The organism is Kitasatospora aureofaciens (assembly GCF_019192735.1).
Classification (GTDB): Bacteria; Actinomycetota; Actinomycetes; order Streptomycetales; family Streptomycetaceae; genus Kitasatospora; species Kitasatospora aureofaciens_A.
The window spans coordinates 1-18,239 of the sequence record NZ_JAHTKP010000077.1 but is presented as its reverse complement, the minus strand read 5'-3'; the positions used below and the strand labels follow the sequence as shown (position 1 = coordinate 18,239).

General features: G+C 72.1%; 19 protein-coding genes and 1 pseudogene. 9 read left to right on the top strand and 11 right to left on the bottom strand.

The window, feature by feature from the left end:
* Positions 1–15: 15 nt before the first annotated feature.
* Genes KV557_RS37050 through KV557_RS37035 form a run of 4 tightly spaced genes read right to left on the bottom strand, consistent with a single transcriptional unit; the run spans position 16 to position 2,786 of the window.
* Positions 16–723 carry a hypothetical protein gene (locus KV557_RS37050; RefSeq protein ID WP_218206004.1) on the bottom strand — a complete coding sequence of 236 codons (708 nt, stop codon included), beginning with the start codon at positions 721–723 and terminating at the stop codon, positions 16–18.
* The gene (locus KV557_RS37045) at positions 720–1,346 is read right to left on the bottom strand and encodes a hypothetical protein (protein ID WP_308130260.1); all 627 of its coding nucleotides are present in this window, start codon (positions 1,344–1,346) and stop codon (positions 720–722) included. The genes KV557_RS37050 and KV557_RS37045 overlap by 4 nt, the downstream gene beginning before the upstream one ends.
* Before the next feature lie 44 nt (positions 1,347–1,390).
* On the bottom strand, positions 1,391–1,903 hold the full coding sequence (locus KV557_RS37040; RefSeq protein WP_218206003.1) for a DUF1990 family protein: 513 nt from the start codon (positions 1,901–1,903) through the stop codon (positions 1,391–1,393).
* 46 nt (positions 1,904–1,949) lie between these two features.
* Positions 1,950–2,786: a YndJ family protein gene (locus tag KV557_RS37035; RefSeq protein ID WP_256178509.1), complete on the bottom strand. Its 837-nt coding sequence runs from the start codon at positions 2,784–2,786 to the stop codon at positions 1,950–1,952.
* A gap of 178 nt (positions 2,787–2,964) precedes the next feature.
* Between KV557_RS37035 and KV557_RS37030 the strand changes: the two genes are divergently transcribed.
* The gene (locus KV557_RS37030) at positions 2,965–3,234 is read left to right on the top strand and encodes a DUF1876 domain-containing protein (RefSeq protein WP_218206002.1); all 270 of its coding nucleotides are present in this window, start codon (positions 2,965–2,967) and stop codon (positions 3,232–3,234) included.
* The gene (locus KV557_RS37025) at positions 3,231–3,434 is read left to right on the top strand and encodes a hypothetical protein (protein ID WP_218206001.1); all 204 of its coding nucleotides are present in this window, start codon (positions 3,231–3,233) and stop codon (positions 3,432–3,434) included. The genes KV557_RS37030 and KV557_RS37025 overlap by 4 nt, the downstream gene beginning before the upstream one ends.
* Before the next feature lie 137 nt (positions 3,435–3,571).
* On the opposite strand, the gene KV557_RS37020 is transcribed toward KV557_RS37025, so the two are convergent.
* The 4 genes from KV557_RS37020 to KV557_RS37005 form a co-directional block, all read right to left on the bottom strand.
* Complete coding sequence (locus KV557_RS37020) at positions 3,572–4,012, bottom strand: PPOX class F420-dependent oxidoreductase (protein WP_308130258.1); 441 nt, start codon at positions 4,010–4,012, stop codon at positions 3,572–3,574.
* Between the two features lie 71 nt (positions 4,013–4,083).
* Positions 4,084–5,694: a cytochrome bc1 complex cytochrome b subunit gene (gene qcrB / locus KV557_RS37015; RefSeq protein WP_218206000.1), complete on the bottom strand. Its 1,611-nt coding sequence runs from the start codon at positions 5,692–5,694 to the stop codon at positions 4,084–4,086.
* 205 nt (positions 5,695–5,899) lie between these two features.
* Positions 5,900–7,429: an MFS transporter gene (locus tag KV557_RS37010; protein WP_218205999.1), complete on the bottom strand. Its 1,530-nt coding sequence runs from the start codon at positions 7,427–7,429 to the stop codon at positions 5,900–5,902.
* Positions 7,430–7,599: 170 nt separating this feature from the next.
* The gene (locus KV557_RS37005) at positions 7,600–8,280 is read right to left on the bottom strand and encodes a TetR/AcrR family transcriptional regulator (protein ID WP_218205998.1); all 681 of its coding nucleotides are present in this window, start codon (positions 8,278–8,280) and stop codon (positions 7,600–7,602) included.
* A gap of 365 nt (positions 8,281–8,645) precedes the next feature.
* Here KV557_RS37005 and KV557_RS37000 point away from each other — a divergent pair, with 365 nt between their 5' ends.
* Positions 8,646–9,227: a Uma2 family endonuclease gene (locus tag KV557_RS37000; RefSeq protein WP_218205997.1), complete on the top strand. Its 582-nt coding sequence runs from the start codon at positions 8,646–8,648 to the stop codon at positions 9,225–9,227.
* Between the two features lie 123 nt (positions 9,228–9,350).
* Positions 9,351–10,139, top strand: a complete 789-nt coding sequence (locus tag KV557_RS36995; RefSeq protein WP_218205996.1) for a VOC family protein — start codon at positions 9,351–9,353, stop codon at positions 10,137–10,139.
* 24 nt (positions 10,140–10,163) lie between these two features.
* Here KV557_RS36995 and KV557_RS36990 read toward each other — a convergent pair whose 3' ends face one another.
* Positions 10,164–10,625 carry a hemerythrin domain-containing protein gene (locus KV557_RS36990; protein WP_218205995.1) on the bottom strand — a complete coding sequence of 154 codons (462 nt, stop codon included), beginning with the start codon at positions 10,623–10,625 and terminating at the stop codon, positions 10,164–10,166.
* A gap of 212 nt (positions 10,626–10,837) precedes the next feature.
* On the bottom strand, positions 10,838–11,434 hold the full coding sequence (locus KV557_RS36985) for a TIGR03086 family metal-binding protein (RefSeq protein WP_218205994.1): 597 nt from the start codon (positions 11,432–11,434) through the stop codon (positions 10,838–10,840).
* A 201-nt stretch (positions 11,435–11,635) separates the two neighbouring features.
* Between KV557_RS36985 and KV557_RS36980 the strand changes: the two genes are divergently transcribed.
* Both KV557_RS36980 and KV557_RS36975 read left to right on the top strand, forming a co-directional pair.
* Entirely contained in the window at positions 11,636–12,208 is a 573-nt protein-coding gene (locus KV557_RS36980; RefSeq protein ID WP_218205993.1) for a DoxX family protein, read from the top strand.
* Between the two features lie 241 nt (positions 12,209–12,449).
* Positions 12,450–14,744, top strand: coding sequence for a M9 family metallopeptidase (locus KV557_RS36975; protein ID WP_308130257.1), 2,295 nt, complete (start codon positions 12,450–12,452; stop codon positions 14,742–14,744).
* A gap of 101 nt (positions 14,745–14,845) precedes the next feature.
* On the opposite strand, the gene KV557_RS36970 is transcribed toward KV557_RS36975, so the two are convergent.
* The gene (locus KV557_RS36970) at positions 14,846–15,607 is read right to left on the bottom strand and encodes a PP2C family protein-serine/threonine phosphatase (RefSeq protein ID WP_218205991.1); all 762 of its coding nucleotides are present in this window, start codon (positions 15,605–15,607) and stop codon (positions 14,846–14,848) included.
* Between the two features lie 297 nt (positions 15,608–15,904).
* Here KV557_RS36970 and KV557_RS36965 point away from each other — a divergent pair, with 297 nt between their 5' ends.
* The 3 genes and pseudogenes from KV557_RS36965 to KV557_RS36955 all read left to right on the top strand — a co-directional run.
* Positions 15,905–16,891, top strand: a complete 987-nt coding sequence (locus KV557_RS36965; protein ID WP_218205990.1) for a Dyp-type peroxidase — start codon at positions 15,905–15,907, stop codon at positions 16,889–16,891.
* Between the two features lie 97 nt (positions 16,892–16,988).
* Complete coding sequence (locus tag KV557_RS36960) at positions 16,989–17,786, top strand: family 1 encapsulin nanocompartment shell protein (protein ID WP_218205989.1); 798 nt, start codon at positions 16,989–16,991, stop codon at positions 17,784–17,786.
* Between the two features lie 254 nt (positions 17,787–18,040).
* Positions 18,041–18,239 (top strand): annotated as a pseudogene (locus KV557_RS36955) (DUF1967 domain-containing protein); the annotation flags it as partial.

Sequence of the window (18,239 nt, the reverse complement as noted above, 5' to 3'; positions counted from 1 at the left end):
GGGGCGCGTGGAGCTTCACCACGGGTGGACCACCTCGTACGCCTCCAGCTGCTCGACCCGGGCGGGCCCCTGGACGCCCGGCCAGTGCGGGTTCGGCTCGCCCGTCCCGGTCACGTGCTGCCGCTGCCAGATCCCGCTCCAGCCGACCCGCAGCGCCGGCTCGTAGCTGTGCCTGCGCCCGCACGGGCAGGGCTCCAGTACCCGCGCGCAGGTCCGGCACAGTTCGGCGCGGCCGTGCCCGGTGGGGAGCGACACCGCCGGCCCCTCGTCTCCGCAGGCCGGGCAGCCGGGCAGCTCGGCGCCGTCCATCACCGCGTTCTGCCGTCGGACGTAGTCGGGCAGTCGCAGCGGCGGGTGGAGGAAGGGGTCGTGCTGCCAGACCCGGTCCGGGGATTGCTCCCACCAGGGCCGGTTCCACCACGCCGGCTGCGCCGGCCGCCGCAGCCCGGCCCGCTTCTCCGCCCGGCGCTGCGCCGTGTACCCCTCGGCCCGGGCGACCCACAGCACGCGCGCCTCGTGCAGTTCCTCCACGGCCCGCACCAGTGCGTCCGGGTCCATCTCCAGCCGCCGCGACACCCGGGCGCTGACCGTCAGGTGGTGGTACGTCGCGCGCAGGCCGTAGGGGGCGAAGCAGGTCAGGCAGGTCCGCAGGGCGCTGTGCCGCCGGTACAGCGGGAGCCCCTCGTCGTGCACCCGGGCCCGGTGGGTCAGGAAGCTCGTCATGTCGCGGGCCCGAGGTCCAGCGCGCGGGCGAGCGCGGCGGTGACGGCGGCGACCTGCTCGGGCAGCTGCTGCTCGGCCCAACTCGCGGCTGTTTGGAGGAAGTTGCGCAGGTTCTGCTCGGCCCCGGCGAGGAGCCGGCGCAGCTCGTCCACGGGCAGCTCGATCACCGGGCTGTCGCCGTCCTCGGCGTCCACGAGCAACCGCACGATGCCGTCGGTGCGTTGGGCCACGGCCTCGGGGTCGTGGCCGAACCAGCCCTCGCCCGTGCCGTCCGTCACCTCGTGCCACGCGCGCCACTCCTCCAGGCCGCTGCAGCAGCCCGGCTGGAAGACGGTGCCGGTGACGGTGTCGGTCACCCGGAAGCCGCCGGGGGCGAAGAGGTTCGGCAGGGTGAGCAGCCCGTGCAGGAAGGCACCCAGCGGGTCCTCCGGGCGCGGCCCGCGCTCGTCGTCCTCGTCGGGGTCGACGTCATTGCAGTCGGCGAGCCGCCACACCGCCGTGCCCACCTCGGCCGGCGTCAGCCCGCCGTCCAGCACGAGGTACCCGTACCGCTCGTGCTCGCCCGTGGGCCAGAGCGCGAAGCCGTCGGGGGCGAAGATCTCCAGCACCGGCTGCATCTGCATCGTCCGGGGATCATGCCGGACGCTCCGCCTGCTCCGCCAAACGATTACCCCGCGTCCGCAGCGATGTGGGCGAGCACCCGCCCGCAGCGCCGGGCGAAGGCCCGCTGGGCGAGCGGGAGCAGCGGGCCGGCCAACCGGGCCCACCAGGCGACCGGACGGCTGAATGCGGTGACGGTGAACCAGACCGCCTTGTCCGGCCCCATCTCGACGGCGAACGTCTCCTCGCCGCACGCGAGATGGCCGTCCCGGGTGCCGTACGTGAACCCGTAGCGGTCGGGGCCGCTCTCGCTGCGGAGGACCCGGTTGGGGGCACCGGCCCGCAGCGGGCCGACGCCGATCGCGCAGTGCACGGCGACGCCGGGCGCAGCCTCGTCCGCGTCCGCGTCGATCCGCACGCCGGCCAGGCGGTGCATCCGCCAGCCGAGCAGCGCGGCCCCGGCCACGTCCAGGACGGCCCGGCCGAAGCCGATGCGTACCCGGTGCCGCAAGTGGTTGTATCCGTCGGGCAGTTCGCCGGTGGCGCTGGCGCCCACCTCGGGGTAGTTGAGGTCGTTCATCCGTGAGTCTCCGTGGCCGATCCACACATGCGTGGTGCAAGTAGTCCTATCCATCGGTCAGTTGGCCGGTCGGTACCTCCGCAGTCAGTCGCCGCCAGGCGAGCAGCGAGCACAGGGCGAAGCCCAGCGCGTTGCCGACGCCGTGGGTGGCGGCCATCCAGGTCAGGGTGGGGTGGGGGAGTCCGGACGCCTGGCCGAGCGCCCACCAGAGGGCGAGCACCATGGTGAGCGCGAGCACCGCCGAGGAGACGGCGAGCAGCCGGGCGGCGAGCGGGTCGGCGGTGCGGGTGCGCAGGTCGCGCCAGGTGAGCAGTCCGACCAGCCACATGCCGGTGGTGAGCACGAGCGCGCCGGCGAACTGGACCCAGGCGCCGAGGAAGTAGCCGGCCAGCACCAGCAGCGTCCCGGCCGGCACGCTGAGCGCGGCGGCGCGGGCCGGCGCGGAGTCAGGGGTGGCGGCCCGACAGACCAGTCCGGCGACCAGGGCGGCGGTGAAACCGGCGAAGTGGAAGTGCGGGACGGTCAGCGCCAGGATGTGCAGCTCGAAGCCGAACAGCGCGTACCCGGCCCGCTCGGCCACCAGCGCCACCCCCGCCACCGCCGGGGCGGCGAGCGCGGTGAGGACGGCAATCTCGCGCGGCGCGAGCGAGCGGGTCCGGGCCAGCCGCAGCGGCGCGTGGGCGGCGACGGCGAGCGTGCCGAGCGCGTACAGGACCGCGCTGCCGGCCGCGAGACCGCCGCGCGGCAGCCAGAGCGACAGGGCGCCGGGGACGGCGGCGAGTGGCCAGAGGCGGCGGACGCGGGCGAGCCCGGGTTCGTTGATGAGAGCGAGCCCGAGCGGCACGATGGCCCCCATGCCGAGCAGGATCAGCAGATCCACCAGCTCCGTCGTGCCCTTCCCCACAGCCGACCCACCCCACTTGAACGCGTTCAAACCGGCAACCGCCAGCGACTCTACGCCGTCGACTTGAACGTGTTCAACTCACCCCCGCCTCCGCTGCTCTGGTGTTCACGCTGGGTGCGGCGCACTCTGGAGGAGTAACCGATGGAGGTGATCCGCCATGCAGACTCTGGTCGGTTGGCACATCGAGATGGAATTCCGCGAGGAGGGCCCGCGGACGACCGCCGCCGCCCTGCTCCGGCTCGGCGACGGGACCGAAGTGCGCGCCCACGGCTACAGCAGCCGCCACCCCTCGGACCCGGAACAGCTTCGGGTCGGCGAGGAGATCGCGGGGGCCCGCGCGCTCAACGACCTCGCCTCGCAGCTTCTCACCAAGGCCCACGGCGAGATCCAGGACGTCAGCCCGGTCCCGACCCACCCGCTGACGTGACCGGCGCCGACCCGGCCGCCTCGCGGGAGCGGGAGTCGTCGTACCGGCCGCGCATCCCGCTGATCTGCCCGCGCTGCGGGCACGAGCAGCGGGTGGTGCCCGGCGGTCCCGAGCGGGCCGTCAAGGTCGTGCACGTGGCGACCGGCCGGGAGGCGTGCGAGCCGGGGGACCTCGCGAAGGCCCCGGACAACGGACTCTGAGCACCGCCGCCCCGGAAGAGCACCGCCGCCCCGGAACGCCGAACGCCGGGGGCCGATGAGAACCGGTCCCCGGCGCGTCGGAGCGAGCCGTCAGTTCGGAGCGAGTCGTCAGCTCGTCGGAGTGAGCCGGCGAGCCGTCAGTTCACGCAGTACGAACCCGGCAGCTCCCACTCCGGCCCGATCAGCCGCTGCTCCAGCTCGTTGACCGTGATCCGGATGCCGACCGTCCCGTCCAGCCCGACCCGGAACCGGCTGCGGGCCAGGACGATCAGCGCCGTCAGGCCGTACTTGTTGATCAGCGAGGTGCGGTAGCGCGCGGTCGCGTCGGCGTCGCAGAGCCGTGCGCGGGCCGGGACCTGGCGCCCGGTCGGGCGCCCGTGGGCGTCGCAGGGGCCGACCAGCGCCTTGGGGTGGCGCCGGATCCGCTCGGCCTCGCCGGAGTGGGCCGGGGTCCAGATGCCGAGGGCGGGGCCGTCGGCGACCACCCAGATCTGCGAGTCGAGCCGGCTGCCGTCGTCGCCGAAGGTGGTGAGCAGGAGGTATCTGCTGTCGGCGAGCTGGTCGGTACGGTCGTGCACGATGTCCTCCCTCGTCCGTGGGGGCCTCGTTCGTTAGGGCCGCAGCTGGAGACGTGCCCGCAGTTCCAGGCTCAGTGCCCGTGGCCCTCGGTGATCTCGCGGTACTCCTCGGCGGTGGCCTTGGCGATCCGGGCGTGCTCGCCGTAGAACCCACGGGACAGCCTCGCGCGGGCGCGGGTGAGCACCCCCGCCGGGTGGGCGACTCCATTCTCGTCGATCGGGGCCGCCGCTTCGAGGGGGTTGGGCTGCTTGTGTGCGGTGAGCCGGTGCAGTTCGGCGGGCGCGAGCCCGGCGTGCACCTCGGTGAACTCGCCGTGCTGCAGCCGCTTGATGATGCCGGTCTCGCGCCCGTGCAGCACCTTCTCCCTGTCCCTGCGCTGGAGGCCGAGGCACCACCGCTTGGTGACGACGAAGGTCACGACCGGCGCGACGAAGAACCCGATCCGGACGAAGTACGTGATCGCGTTGAGCGACAGGTGCAGATGGGTGGCGATCAGGTCGTTCCCGCCGCCCGCGAGCATCACCAGGTAGACGCTGATCCAGGCGGCGCCGAGCGCGGTGCGGACGGGCGCGTTGCGTGGCCGGTCCAGCAGGTGGTGCTCGCGCCGGTCGTTCGTCACCCAGCTCTCGACGAACGGGTAGACGGCGATCGCGCCCAGGATGACCGGGAAGAGCGTGAACGGGATGAGCACCCCGAGGTTGAGGGTGTGCCCCCACAGCCCGATCTCCCAGCCGGGCATCACCCGGATGAGGCCCTCGGCGAAGCCCATGTACCAGTCCGGCTGTGCGTCGGTGGAGACCTGGTCGGGACGGTACGGGCCGTACGCCCAGATCGGGTTGACGGTGGCGACGGCCGACATCAGCGCGACGATGCCGAACACCAGGAAGAAGAACCCGCCCGCCTTCGCCATGTAGACGGGCATGAGCGGCATGCCGACGACGTTCTTCTCGGTCTTGCCGGGCCCGGCCCACTGGGTGTGCTTGTGGTAGAAGACCAGGATCAGGTGCGCCACCAGCAGCCCCAGCATGATGCCGGGGATCAGCAGCACGTGGATGGTGAAGAACCGCGGGATGATGTCGTGCCCCGGGAACTCCCCGCCGAACAGGAACATCTGGATGTACGTGCCCACCACCGGCACGGCCAGCACCACGCCCTCGATGAACCGGATGCCGGTGCCCGACAGCAGGTCGTCCGGGAGCGAGTAGCCGAAGAAGCCGTCGAGCATGCCGAGGAAGAGCAGCAGGAAGCCGAACAGCCAGTTGATCTCGCGCGGCTTGCGGAACGCGCCGGTGAAGAAGACGCGCATCATGTGCACGAACATGGCCGCGACGAAGACGATGGCGGCCCAGTGGTGGATCTGCCGGATCAGCAGGCCGCCGCGCACCTCGAAGTTGATGCCGACGGTCGAGGCGTAGGCCTCCGACATGGGCACGCCCTTGAGCGGGACGTACGAGCCGTCGTAGATGACCTCGCCCATGCTCGGCTTGAAGAACAAGGTTAGCCAGACGCCGGTCAGGATGATGATCAGAAACGTGTACAGGCAGATCTCGCCCAGCATGAAGGACCAGTGGTCCGGGAAGATCTTGCGCAGGTTGGCCCTGGCCAGGGTGTAGATCCCCAGCCGGCCGTCCGCCCAGTCGGCGGCCCGCTGTGCCCGTCCTGGGTTCTGATTCCGGGTCATGTCCACGCACCTCGGTCGGAAGGAAGCGGGGATTGTTCCCCGTTTCTTGCTGAGGCCACGATAATCGGGGAATGATCCCCACTTCTACCCGGGGGGTGCCTGCGACCTGTCTCACCAGCGCGGGTTCGGAGAAACGGCGAGCGGCCCGCCCGGTGCCGTGAGACACCGGACGGGCCGCGTACGCACCCGAGTCACCCCGTGAGGGTCAGTGCACCAGGACCGGCACCTCGTTGCTCTCCTGGGCGCCGGCGCCCGAGCCGGCCGTCGCGCCGCCGGGGCGGCCGGCGGTGACGAAGGTGAAGGCGACCGTCGAGGCCGCCACCAGGATCCCGAAGGACACCCAGATCGCGGTCGAGAAGCCGTGCACCATGCCCTGGAACTGCACCGCCTTCGCGGCGGCGGGGGAGGCCGCCGCGGCACCCGCGTGCGCGGCCAGCCAGCTGGTGGTGGCGCTGGCCGCGATGGTGTTCAGCAGGGCGGTGCCGATCGCGCCGCCGACCTGCTGCGAGGTGTTCACCATGGCCGACGCCACGCCCGCGTCGCGCGGCTGGACGCCGTGCGTGGCCAGGCTCATGGCCGGCATGAACGCGGTGCCCATGCCGAGGCCCATCAGGATCAGGCCGGGCAGGATCAGCGCCGGGTAGGAGGTGTTCAGGTCGATCTGGGTCAGGATCAGCATGCCGATCGAGGCGACCAGGAAGCCGGGCGCCATCAGGAAGCGCGCCGGGACCCGGGTCATCAGCCGGGCGCCGATCTGGGTCGAGCCGGTGATCATGCCCGCCACCATGGGCAGGAAGGCGATGCCGGTCAGCACAGGGCTGTAGCCGAGCACGATCTGCAGGTAGTAGGTCAGGAACAGGAAGAGACCGAACATGCCGATCACAGCCAGGCCCAGCGACAGGTACACCCCGCCGCGGTTGCGGTCCAGAACCACGCGCAGCGGCAGCAGCGGGGCCTTGACCTTCCGCTCGACCAGCACGAACGCGGTCAGCAGCACGGCCGCCGCGACGAACAGGCCGATCGTGCTGCCGGCCGACCAGCCGCTCGACTCGGCGCGGGTGAAGCCGTAGACCAGGGAGACCAGGCCGGTGGTCACCAGCAGCACACCGGGGACGTCCAGCCGGTTGCGGTTGCGGCCCTCGGCGGGCTCGCGGATCACCAGGACGGCGCCGGCGGCGGCCACGATGGCGAACGGGATGTTGACGAAGAAGGTCCAGCGCCAGTTCATGTACTCGGTCAGCAGGCCGCCGAGGATCAGGCCGATGGCGCCACCGCCACCGGCGATCGCGCCGTAGATGCCGAAGGCCTTGGCGCGCTCCTTCGCCTCGGTGAAGGTCACCGCGAGCAGGGAGAGCGCGGCCGGGGCGAGCAGGGCGCCGAACACGCCCTGGAGGGCGCGGGCGCCGAGCAGCATCGTGGTGTTGACGGCGGCGCCGCCGAGCGCGGAGGCGAGCGCGAAGCCGGTCAGGCCTACCACGAAGGTGCGCTTGCGGCCCCACAGGTCGGCGATCCGGCCGCCGAACAGCAGCAGGCCGCCGAAGGCCAGCGCGTAGGCGGTGATCACCCACTGGCGGTTGCCGTCGGAGATGCCGAGGTCCCGCTGGGCGGAGGGCAGGGCGATGTTCACGATGGTCGCGTCGAGCACGACCATCAGCTGGGCGAGGCCGATGAAGATCAGCGCCTTCCAGCGCCGGGGATCGGGCAGCGTCGCCGGGCGGGCGTCGGTTTCAGGCATGGGGGTACTCACTTCACGGTGCGTGTGTGTGGTGCGTGAACGGTCAACGGGCGTACGGGAGCGCCGTACGAAGGCGTGCGGGAGTCGGGCCTGGCGGGCCGGTGGTTCCGGTCGTCAGGGGCCCTGAACGGTCAGTGGTCGTGCCGGTGGTCGGTCAGTGGTGGGGCGGATCAGTGGTGGGCGTGGAAGTCCTCGAAGGTCGCGGCCCGGCCGGGCAGGACCGAGCGGGCGGGCGCCCGCAGGCCGTCCAGGAACAGCTGCAGGTGCCGGTGGACGAAGTCGTCGAGCAGCCGGCAGGAGGTGCCCGGCAGCGGCCGGGTCAGCTGGCTGATCGCGATGAACAGGTCACCGTGGTCGACGTCCGGCCGCAGCTCGCCCGCCGCGCGGGCGCGCTCCAGCAGACCGCCCACGGCGGCCGTCAGGCGCTCGCGGGTCTCGACCAGCTCGGGGTCGAACGGGTCGATCCGGTCGGTGAACAGCGGGCACAGCGCGCCGACCTTCTCCTCGACGGCCGCGTGCGCGAACTGCTGGAGTGCGTCGAACGGGCTGATGCCGCCGGGCGCGTCCGCAGCGGCCGTCGCCGTCTCGGCGAGGGCCAGGATGCGGTTCTTGACGAGCAGCGCCACTTCGCGGATCAACGCCGCGCGGTCCGGGAAGTTCCGGTACAGCGTGGCGTTGCCGACGCCCGCCCGCTTCGCGACCTCGTCGAGCGGCACGTCCGGGCCGAGCTCGACGAAGGCGTCGCGGGCCGCCAGGACGATCCGCTCCCGGTTGCGGGTCGCGTCGGCGCGCAGTTTGGGCGCACGGACGGTCTCCACGGGACGGGCCGGCTGGGTGGCGGCGGTGGTCATGGCGACTGCTCCTTCAGGATACCGGGGAAGTTCTCCCCGCTTCTGCCTACGAAAGAGCAAACGGGGATTCAGTCCCCGGAAATTTCGCCCTGGAGCGTGACCTGCGTCACACCTGCATCGGACGGCGCCAGGTTGCTCTCCAGGTGACTCGGCAGCCGGGTGGGCGGCCGGGTCGGCCCCGTCCAGCCCCGCGAGCGTGATCGTCTCCGAGGTGATCCAGAAACGCCTGACGCCCCACCCCTCCGCCAGGCCGTGACCCACCCGCAGCCGGGCGGCGGGCGCTATCGTCAGAAGCCGGACGGCCCGTAACCACTTGCCGGTGTGCTCGTTTCACCAGGGGGTGCCCAGGCGAAGGAGGAAAGCCCATGACCGCGATCTCCGACCGCCCGCAGATGCTGCCCGAGGAGTTCGAGGAATTCGCCCGTCATCTGACCCGGACCGCCCTAGGCATCCGGCTGGAGTTCATCAACGGGAAGCTAGGGATCAAGCCCGTGCCGGACGGCGACCACAGCATGATCATCGAGTGGCTGACGCGGATCTGTATCCAGGCGCGGCCCGAGTTGTGGTTGTACAACCACGGCCTGAAGATTCAGACTTACCGCGGTGGACGCGCTCACCCGGACGGCACGCTCGCTCCCAGCGGGACCGTTGCCGGCCAGGGGGAGTGGGCCAGCACCAATGGTGTTCTGATGGTCGTGGAGGTTACCTCCTGCGACTCGGACACCGAGCGCCGGGACCGCGTCGAGAAGCCCCGCGCGTACGCCGAAACCGGCATCCCCGTCTACCTGTTGATCGACCGGGACTCCGCCGAGGTCACCGTCTACAGCGAGCCCGACGGTGTTCGCTACGAGACCGTCCAGATCCTCCCTTTCGGCAAGACCGTCCGTCTTCCCGAGCCGGTCGGCATCTCCTTGGACACTGAGCCGCTCAAGAACTGGGTGCGCTGATCCCGGTCGTGCCTTCCGCCGGGGCGTACGCCCGTCGACCTAGGCTGTGGGCGTCCCGGGCGGCCGGTGGGTCGTGGGAGTCGGGAGGGGCCCGGCGGCCGGGTGGTGGCGAGGAGGTCCGCGATGGGCAGCGGTGAGACCGCACGGGTGCGCTGCGTGGCGGCCGTTCCGTGCTGGGTGAGCCTGACGGCCCGGGATCTGGAGGGGGCGAAGGCGTTCTACAGGCCGCTGCTCGGGTGGGAGTTCGAGCCGGGGCCGGACCGCTTCGGCCCGTACGTGCACGCGGTGACCGGCGGGGAGGCGGTGGCCGGGCTGGGGGTCGCGGGCGGGGGCTGGGAGATGCCCGTCGCGTGGACCAGCTACTTCGGGACGGAGAGCGCGGACGCCGCCGCCGACGCGGTGCGCGAGCGCGGGGCCACCCTGGCCGTCGGCCCGCTGGCCTTCGACGCCGGGCGGGTGGCGTTCGCCGCGGACCCGGCCGGGGCGGTGTTCGGCATCTGGGAAGGCCCGCTGGGCCGGGCCCGGCGGCTGGACCTGCCGGGTGCGCCGGTCTGGATCGAGCTGCGCACCCCGGACCCGTTCGCGGCGGCGCTGTTCTACGGCGAGGTGTTCCGCTGGGACGGCCGCGACCCGGAGCGGTTCGAGGTGCGCTGGGAGCACGACCGGGTGGTGCTGCGGGCGGAGGGCCACAGCGTCGCGGCCCTCGCGAAGGAGCAGGCGGGCGGTCCGACGGGGACGGCGCCGCACTGGGAGGTGTCGTTCTCCGTCGCCGACACCGACCGCGCGATTGCGCTGGCCGAGCAGCTGGGCGGTTCGGCACTGGGGCCGGCCTTCGACTCCCCGTACGGGCGGGTGGCCCGGCTGCAGGACCCGGAGGGCGGCCGGTTCGCGGTGGTCAGCCCGAAGAGCTGACCCCCGGCGAGCTGAACGAGCGACTCACGGCCCCGCCTCGGCGACGTCCGCGCGCTCGGCCCGCAGCCGGTCGCCGAGCGCCGCGCGGGCGGCGGCGGGGAGGGCCTTGCGGGCGGCCGGGAACAGGTTCTGCTCCTCGGCGTCGAGGTGCCGCCGGACGGTGTCGGCGAGCCCGCCGAGCAGGGTGGTGAAGGCGGGGTCGCCGGGGGTGAGGCCCTGCAGGTCGGAGAGGTACTGCCCGATCGCCAGGTGGTCGTGGATGCTGCTGAAGACCAGCGCCCCGCCGTCCGGGACGTCGTGCTGGATGACCGGGAAGAGGTGCTCCTCCTCGGCGGCGCAGTGGGTGAACAGCAGGTCGGTGAGTTGGGCCAGCAGGTCGCCGCGTTCGGCGGTGCCGTCGGGCGTGGCCTCGATCCGGGTGAGCAGGTCGGTGACCGCCCGATGGTCGGCGGTGAACTCGCCGAGGATGTCCGGCCTGCGGCTCATGGCGCGCCCGCCTCTCGCACGGAAAACGTCCCCCGCTCCTTCCAGTGTCCGGCATCGGGCAGCCGTATCGAGGAGGGCGGGGGAGAAGCCGCAGGTCAGAGGCGGTTGGGGCGCTCGGTGGCGGTGAGAGATCGGGGGCGGGGCCGGCATCGGGCAGCCGTATCGAGGAGGGCGGGGGAGAAGTCGCAGGTCAGAGGCGGGCGAACCGTCGGTCACGGCCGGTGGCGCCGCCCCGTGAGGGCGAGGAGGCGGGTCTGCGGGCTCGCCCCGTCGGGGACGGGAAGGGGCGCGTCGAAGAGGCCGCTGCCGGAGAGGTCCCCGTAGCCCGCGTACTCGCCGAGGGCGAAGTCGACGAGGTCGGCGGGGAGCCGGGTGCGCTGCCGGATGCCTTCGGCGAGGTCCCAGGTGTGGATCACCAGGTCGGCGGTGAGCTGGTCCAGGTAGTACTGGCCGGAGACGTCCGCGAAGGACAGGTGGACGGTGAGCTCGGTGGCGCGGGGGACGGCGAAGGCGTGCTTGGCGGCGTCGGCGGCGGCCGTCCAGGCGGCGACGGGGTCGGGGCCGAGGACGTCGCCGTCGAACCGGCTGCCGACCTCGGCGATGGTGGCGCCCATGAGCAGTTCGGGGACCCAGAGCTGTTCCCCGGTGAGGTGGTTGACGAGGTCGCGGACGGACCAGTCGGTGCACGGGGTGGGGGTGTCCCACTGGTCGGGGGCGATCAGCCGCACGCGTTCGCCGAAGGCGGCGAGCGCCTCGGGGTAGGGCGTGCCGGTCTTCGCCGCCCGCTGGTGTTGCCTGCGTTGAGCCATGTCTCCACCCTGCCCCGCCCCTGGCCCCGCCCGCGACTCGCGTACGGCCTCCGACTCGCGCCCGGTCCGCAGGTTGTTCAAATTCGAACTCCAAGGTACGGTCGAAGAGCAGCCGGTTCAAATTTGAACAACAGCGCGGGACGCCCGCGCCCGGCCGCACCACCACACCCCTGCGACCGCCCCCGATCGATGGAGACGCGCATGCCGAGCGGCAGCCCGAGCACGACCGCCCCCACCACCACCCCCGTTCGCCCGAGCCGGGTAACCCTCGGACCGGCGGGGACCTCCCCGCACGCCTACGACGTCGGACTCCTCCTCCTGCGCCTCGCCCTCGGCCTCACCATGGCCGCGCACGGCAGCCAGAAGCTGTTCGGCTGGTTCGGCGGCGGCGGGATCGACGGCACCGGTCAGTTCTTCACCATGAGCGGCTACCCGGCGGGCAACGCCATGGCTGTCGTCGCCGGCCTCACCGAGACGCTGGGCGGGCTGGCGCTCGCCGTCGGCCTGCTCACCCCGCTGGCCGGCGCCGCGATCGTCGGCACGATGGTCAACGCGATCGCCGTCACGTGGGGCGGCGGCTTCTTCGCCCCGAAGGGCAACGAGTACGAGCTGCTGCTCACGGCCGGTGCGGCCGCGCTCGCCGTGACCGGCCCCGGCCGCTATGCCGTGGACCGCTTCCTGCCGGTGCTTCGCGCGCACCGCCTGACGTACGGCGTGGCCGCCGTCGTGGTCGGCCTGGCGACCGCGGGCGTGATCCTCCTGTTGCGCAAGTAGCGCCACAACGGGCTAGCGACGGGGCTGTGGTGACGGATCGTCACCACAGCCCCGTCGCCGTTTCCGGGCCGAACGAGCTGCCGTCCGAGGGCTTCCCACCGTCATGTGAGATGTGCCATGGTACATGTCACACTCCCCACCGTGTCCCCGACGGAACCGCCCGCGCGGCGCCGTCGCCAACGGTCCTCGCCCCCACAGGCCGCACCCCCAATGCGGCCGACGACGGCCCGGAGGCCCCCACGTGAGTACCGCACGACTGCTGCGACTCCCGCAGCTGGCACGACTGTTAACGATCGCCCTGACGCTGGCGCTCGCGATCGGCCTGCTCGCCCCGCGCGGCCACGCCGCACCGCTCGCCGACGCCACCCGCGGCACCCGAGCCGAAGCCACCCACTCCGGCGCGGCCCCCCAGCCGGGCCTCGGCACCACCGCGAACGGCGACGGCGAGCAGCGTCCCGTCCCCGCGAGCGACCGCGCCCCGCTCCCGGTGAAGGTCGACCCCGAGGCCGCGCAGCCGGCCGACGCGCCGTCCGGCCGGAGCCTCGCCGCGGACGTCCAGGCCTGCAACGTCGGCGACTTCACCGGCCGCACCGGCGACGCCCTGGTCCAGCAGATCAAGTCCGCCGACCTCCAGTGCGTCAACACGCTGTTCCAACTCGCCGGCACCGACGCGTCGAACGCCTTCCGCGAGTCCCAAATGACCACCGTGGCCTACGCGTTGCGCGACACGGCGGGCAACTACCCGGGTGACGACAGCACTTCCGTCGCCCAACTGGTGCTCTACCTGCGGGCCGGCTACTTCGTGCAGTGGTACAACCCGGTCGTGGTCGGCCCGTACGGCACCGCGCTGCAGACCGCGATCCGCGCCGCGCTGGACGCGTTCTTCGCCAACTCCCACTCCCGCGACGTCACTTCCGGCAACGGGAGCATCCTCGGCGAGGCCGTCACCCTGATCGACAGCGCGCAGGAGAACACCCGCTACCTGTACGTCGTGAAGCGGCTGCTGACCGACTACGACAGCGCCACCTGGAACCCGGCCGGTCTGGGGTGGGCGGTCAACCCGGTGTTCACCGTCCTCTTCCGCGGCCACCAGCTGGCCGACTTCCCCGCCGCCGTCCAGGCCGACCCGAGCGTGCTGGACGCGCTGAACGGCTTCGCCTCCCGCACGGGCGGCCTGTTCGGCGGCAGCTACCAGACGCTGCCCTACAACGCGGACCGCGAGCTCGGCCGCTTCCTGAAGTACCCCGCGCTCCAGGCCAAGGTCCGCCCGTTCGAGCAGGCGCTGGCCGCGCAGTCCTCGCCCGGCGGCACCGGCGCCTACCAGTGGGCGGCCGTCGCCGAGATGACCGACGCCTTCGACACCGGCAACTGCGCGTACTACGGCACCTGCGACGCCGCGAACCGCCTCAAGGCGGCCAACCTGACGGTCACGACCACCTGCAGCCCGAGCATCCGGATCCTCGCGCAGGCACTGGACAGCACCCAACTGGCCGCCACCTGCGCCAGCCTGAACGGCCAGGACGCCTACTTCCACTCCGTCGTGCGCGACAGCGGCCCGGTGAAGGACGACTACAACTCCACGATCGAGGTCGTCGTCTTCCACTCCTCCTTCGACTACGGCGCGCTGGCCGGGATCATCTACGGCATCAGCACCAACAACGGCGGCATGTACCTCGAGGGCAACCCGGCCGACCCGAAGAACCAGCCGCGCTTCGTGGCGTACGAGGCCGAGTGGGCCCGCCCGGCGTTCCAGATCTGGAACCTCAACCACGAGTACACCCACTACCTCGACGGCCGGTTCGACATGTACGGCGACTTCGCCGCCGGCCAGACCACGCCGACCGTGTGGTGGCTGGAGGGCTTCGCCGAGTTCGTGTCCTACTCGTACCGCAAGGTGACCAACGACGCGGCCATCGCCGCCGCGGCCCGGCACACGTACAAGCTGAGCGACCTGTTCGACACCACGTACGACAACGCCGATCAGGAGCGGATCTACCGGTGGGGCTACCTCGCCGTCCGCTACATGCTGGAGCAGCACCGCGCCGACATGGACGCCCTGCTGGCCAAGTACCGGGTCGGTGACTGGGCCGGTGGCCGCACCCTGCTGAAGACCACCATCGGCACCCGGTACGACGCCGACTTCGACTCCTGGCTGACGGCGTGCGGGAACGGCGCCTGCGCCAACACGCCCACCGTCCCGTCGCTGCCGGAGTGCACCGGCGCCGACACCCGGCAGCTGAACAAGAACTGCGCCCGCAGCAACGTCGCCGCCACCACCGGAAACTACGCGCACTTCTACGTGCTCGTCCCGCCCGGCACCCAGCAGCTGAAGATCACCTCCAGTGGCGGCACCGGCAACGGCGACCTGTACTACAACCCGAGCAGCTGGGCCTACACCGGCGCGTACACCGCGCGCTCGGCGGGCCCGGACAACAACGAGACCCTCACCGTCACCAACCCGCCCGCCGGCTACGTGTACTTCAGCCTCTACGCCCAGCAGGGCTTCAGCGGGGTGAGCGTCACGAGCGAGTTCTGACCGGAACGACCGAGTTCTGACCGGAACGGCCGATCCGACCGGAACGACCGAGTTCTCACCGGGCCGGCCGAGGCCGGACGAGGCCCCGCCCCGGCGGGGCCTCACTCGCCGATCCGCACCAGCGCCAGCGTGATGTTGTCCGGCCCGCCGGCCTCGATCGCGGCCTTCCACAGGTCGAACGCGGCCCGGCCGTCCGCCCGCTCCGACCCCTCGTACGGCTGGGCCAGCAGCCCGGCCAGCTCGTCCTCCGGCACCGGATCGGTCAGGCCGTCGCTGCACACCAGGTAGCGGTCGCCGACGGCCAGGGGCGCCGCGCGCACGTGCGGCTCGACGAAGGTCAGGCCGAGCGAGCCGCCGAGCGTCTGGGTGACCACCGAGGTGGTGCGCCGGCCGGGCGGCAGCGGCGGGCTGTCGTCGACGCTCACCCGGCGCAGCCCGTCCGCGGTGACCAGGTAGACCCGGCTGTCGCCGACGTTGAAGGCGACCGCCTGCTCGGGCAGCAGCACCAGGCCGGCCACCGTGGTGCCCATGGCGGCCAGCTCCGGGTCCTCGGCGGCGGCCGCGAAGACCGCGCGGTTGCAGTCCTGGAGCTCGGCCCGGACGGTCTCCTCGTCGTCCAGCCCGGGGCCGTCCGCCGCGAGCCGCCGGGCCACCAGGGCGCTGGCCACCTCGCCGCCGGGGTGGCCGCCCAGGCCGTCGGCCACCGCGACCACGCAGGGTGGACCGAGCGGGAAGAGCAGGGTCTGCGGGTTGGTGGTCACAGTCGCGCAGAGGGTCCACGGCCCGACCGTGAGGCTGTCCTCGTTGTGCTCGCGCACCAGGCCCTCGTGGCTCAGCGCGCTCACCGCGATGTACGGCGCCATCGGCTCGCCGCCCTTCGGGAGGCTCTCCTCCTCCTATTGTCGGGGGGAACAGGGTCGCCAGTCGCGCCCGGGCGGTGTCCCTCGGACGGCCGCAGCGGGCGGGCCGTCGGAGTAGGCCGTTCAGGTGCGTGTTGCCCATGCCGATTTGTCTGCTGTGCGGTGTAATCGTACGCATGATCAAATTTCCGCCGGTCCGTCCCGTACTGGCCCGTCCCGTACTGGCCCGTCCCGTCCTGGTCCGTCACACCTCGGCCACGCCCTCCTGCGCCTCCTGACCACCCCCGGAGGGATCCGACCATGCAGGCCGAACCGCAAGCCGTCCTGTCCCCGCTGACCAGCGCGGCCGTCTTCCTCGTCCTCACCGTCGACCCCGGCGGCGAGGACGCTGTCCGGGAACTGCTGCCCGACCTCGCCGGGCTGCGCCGGTCGGTCGGCTTCCGCGCCCCCGCGGGCGGCCTCACCTGCGTCACCGGCATCGGCTCGGACCTCTGGGACCGGCTCTTCGACGGCCCCCGTCCGTCCGGCCTGCACCCGTTCCGCGAGGTGGCGGGCGCCCGGCACCGGGCCCCGGCCACCCCCGGCGACCTGCTGCTGCACCTGCGCGCCGCCCGGACGGACCTCTGCTTCGAACTCGCCGCCCGGCTCACCGACCGCCTCGCCGGGTCGGCGACCGTCGTCGACTCCGTCCAGGGCTTCCAGTACTTCGACGACCGGGACCTGCTCGGCTTCGTCGACGGCACCGAGAACCCCGAGGGCCGGGCCGCCGAGGCCGCCGCCCTGATCGGCGACGAGGACCCGGACTTCGCCGGCGGCAGCTACGTCGTCGTCCAGAAGTACCTGCACGACCTCGACAAGTGGGACGCGATCGGCGTCGACGCACAGGAGCGGGCGGTCGGGCGCACCAAGCTCGGCGACATCGAGCTCGACGACGCCGACAAACCCGCCGACGCGCACATCGCCCTCACCGTCGTCACCGGCCCGGACGGCGAGGAGCGGCAGATCGTCCGCTTCAACATGCCGTTCGGGTCCTTCGAACGGGGCGGCGAGTTCGGCACCTACTTCATCGGCTATTCGCGCACTCCGGAGGTGACCGAGGAGATGCTGCGCAACATGTTCGTCGGCCGCCCGCCCGGTACCACCGACCGTCTGCTCGACTTCTCCACCGCCGTCACCGGCTCGCTCCACTTCGTCCCGACCGCCGACTTCCTCGCCTCCCCGCCGGCCCGGCCTCGTGTCGAGCCGGACGGCTCGCTCGGCATCGGCAGCCTGAAACGGACCCCCTGAAACGGACCTCCTGAAACGGACATCCTGTAGCGGACCCCCGACGCGGACCCCCTGAAGCGGCCCCCTTAAAAGACGCCCCGAAAAGGACCCTCGCCCCATGAACAATCTGCACCGGGACCTCGCCCCCGTCTCCGCCGCGGCCTGGGAGGAGATCGAGGAGGAGGCCCGTCAGACCTTCGAGCTCCACCTCGCCGGCCGCCGGGTCGTCGACCTGAACGGCCCCGAGGGTGCCACCCTCGCCGCCATCGGCACCGGCCACCTCACCGGCATCGACCCGCCCGCCGACGGCGTCCAGGCCCACGCCCGCGAGGCCCGTCCGATGGTCGAGCTCCGTGTCCCCTTCACCGTGCGGCGCTCCGCCGTCGACGACGTCGAACGCGGCTCGCGCGACTCCGACTGGCAGCCCGTCAAGGACGCCGCCCGCACGCTCGCGCTCGCCGAGGACCGCGCCGTCTTCGAGGGCTACCGGGCCGGCGCCATCGAGGGCATCCGAACCGCCTCGACCAACGCGCCCGTCCAACTGCCCGACGACGTCCGCGAATACCCCAATGCCGTCAGCCGCGCCCTCACCGCCCTCCGCCTCGCCGGCGTCGGCGGCCCGTACTCCCTCCTCCTCGGCGCGGACACCTTCACCGCCGTCAACGAAACCAGCGACCACGGCTACCCCGTCCACAACCACCTGGCACGCCTCCTCGACGGCGACATCATCTGGGCGCCCGCCATCGAAGGCGCCCTCCTCCTCTCCGCCCGCGGCGGCGACTTCGAACTCTTCCTCGGCCAGGACGCCTCCGTCGGCTACCTCTCCCACGACGCCACCGCTGTCCAGCTCTATCTCCAGGAATCGCTGACCTTCCGCGTCTACACCGGAGAGGCCGCCGTCGTCCTCCAGGCCTGACCCGCCCGGCCCTGGCCCCCGCCCAGCCCGGGAGCCCCCCAAGCCCCAAAGGGTACTGAGTTCCTTTACCAGGGGTACTGAGTGCCGTATTCTCTCCGTGGAGCCTCTGACGCCAGTCGAAGAGAGCCGACACGGCATGCCGGTCCAGGTGGCGCTTGCGGCGCGCATGGCGCGGCCGGGCCGGGATTGGCACTCAGTACCCTTGGCATGACCTGAGGCCAGGATCCAGTGCACCCGTGACAGGAGAACCGCTCATGAGCTTGAGGATCGTCGTCTGTGTGAAGTACGTGCCGGATGCGACGGGTGACCGTCGGTTCGCGGACGACCACACCACCGACCGGGAGGGCGTGGACGGCCTTCTGTCGGAGCTGGACGAGTACGGCGTGGAGCAGGCGCTGCGGATCGCGGAGGCGAACGAGGGCGCCGAGGTGACGGTGCTGACGGTCGGGCCGG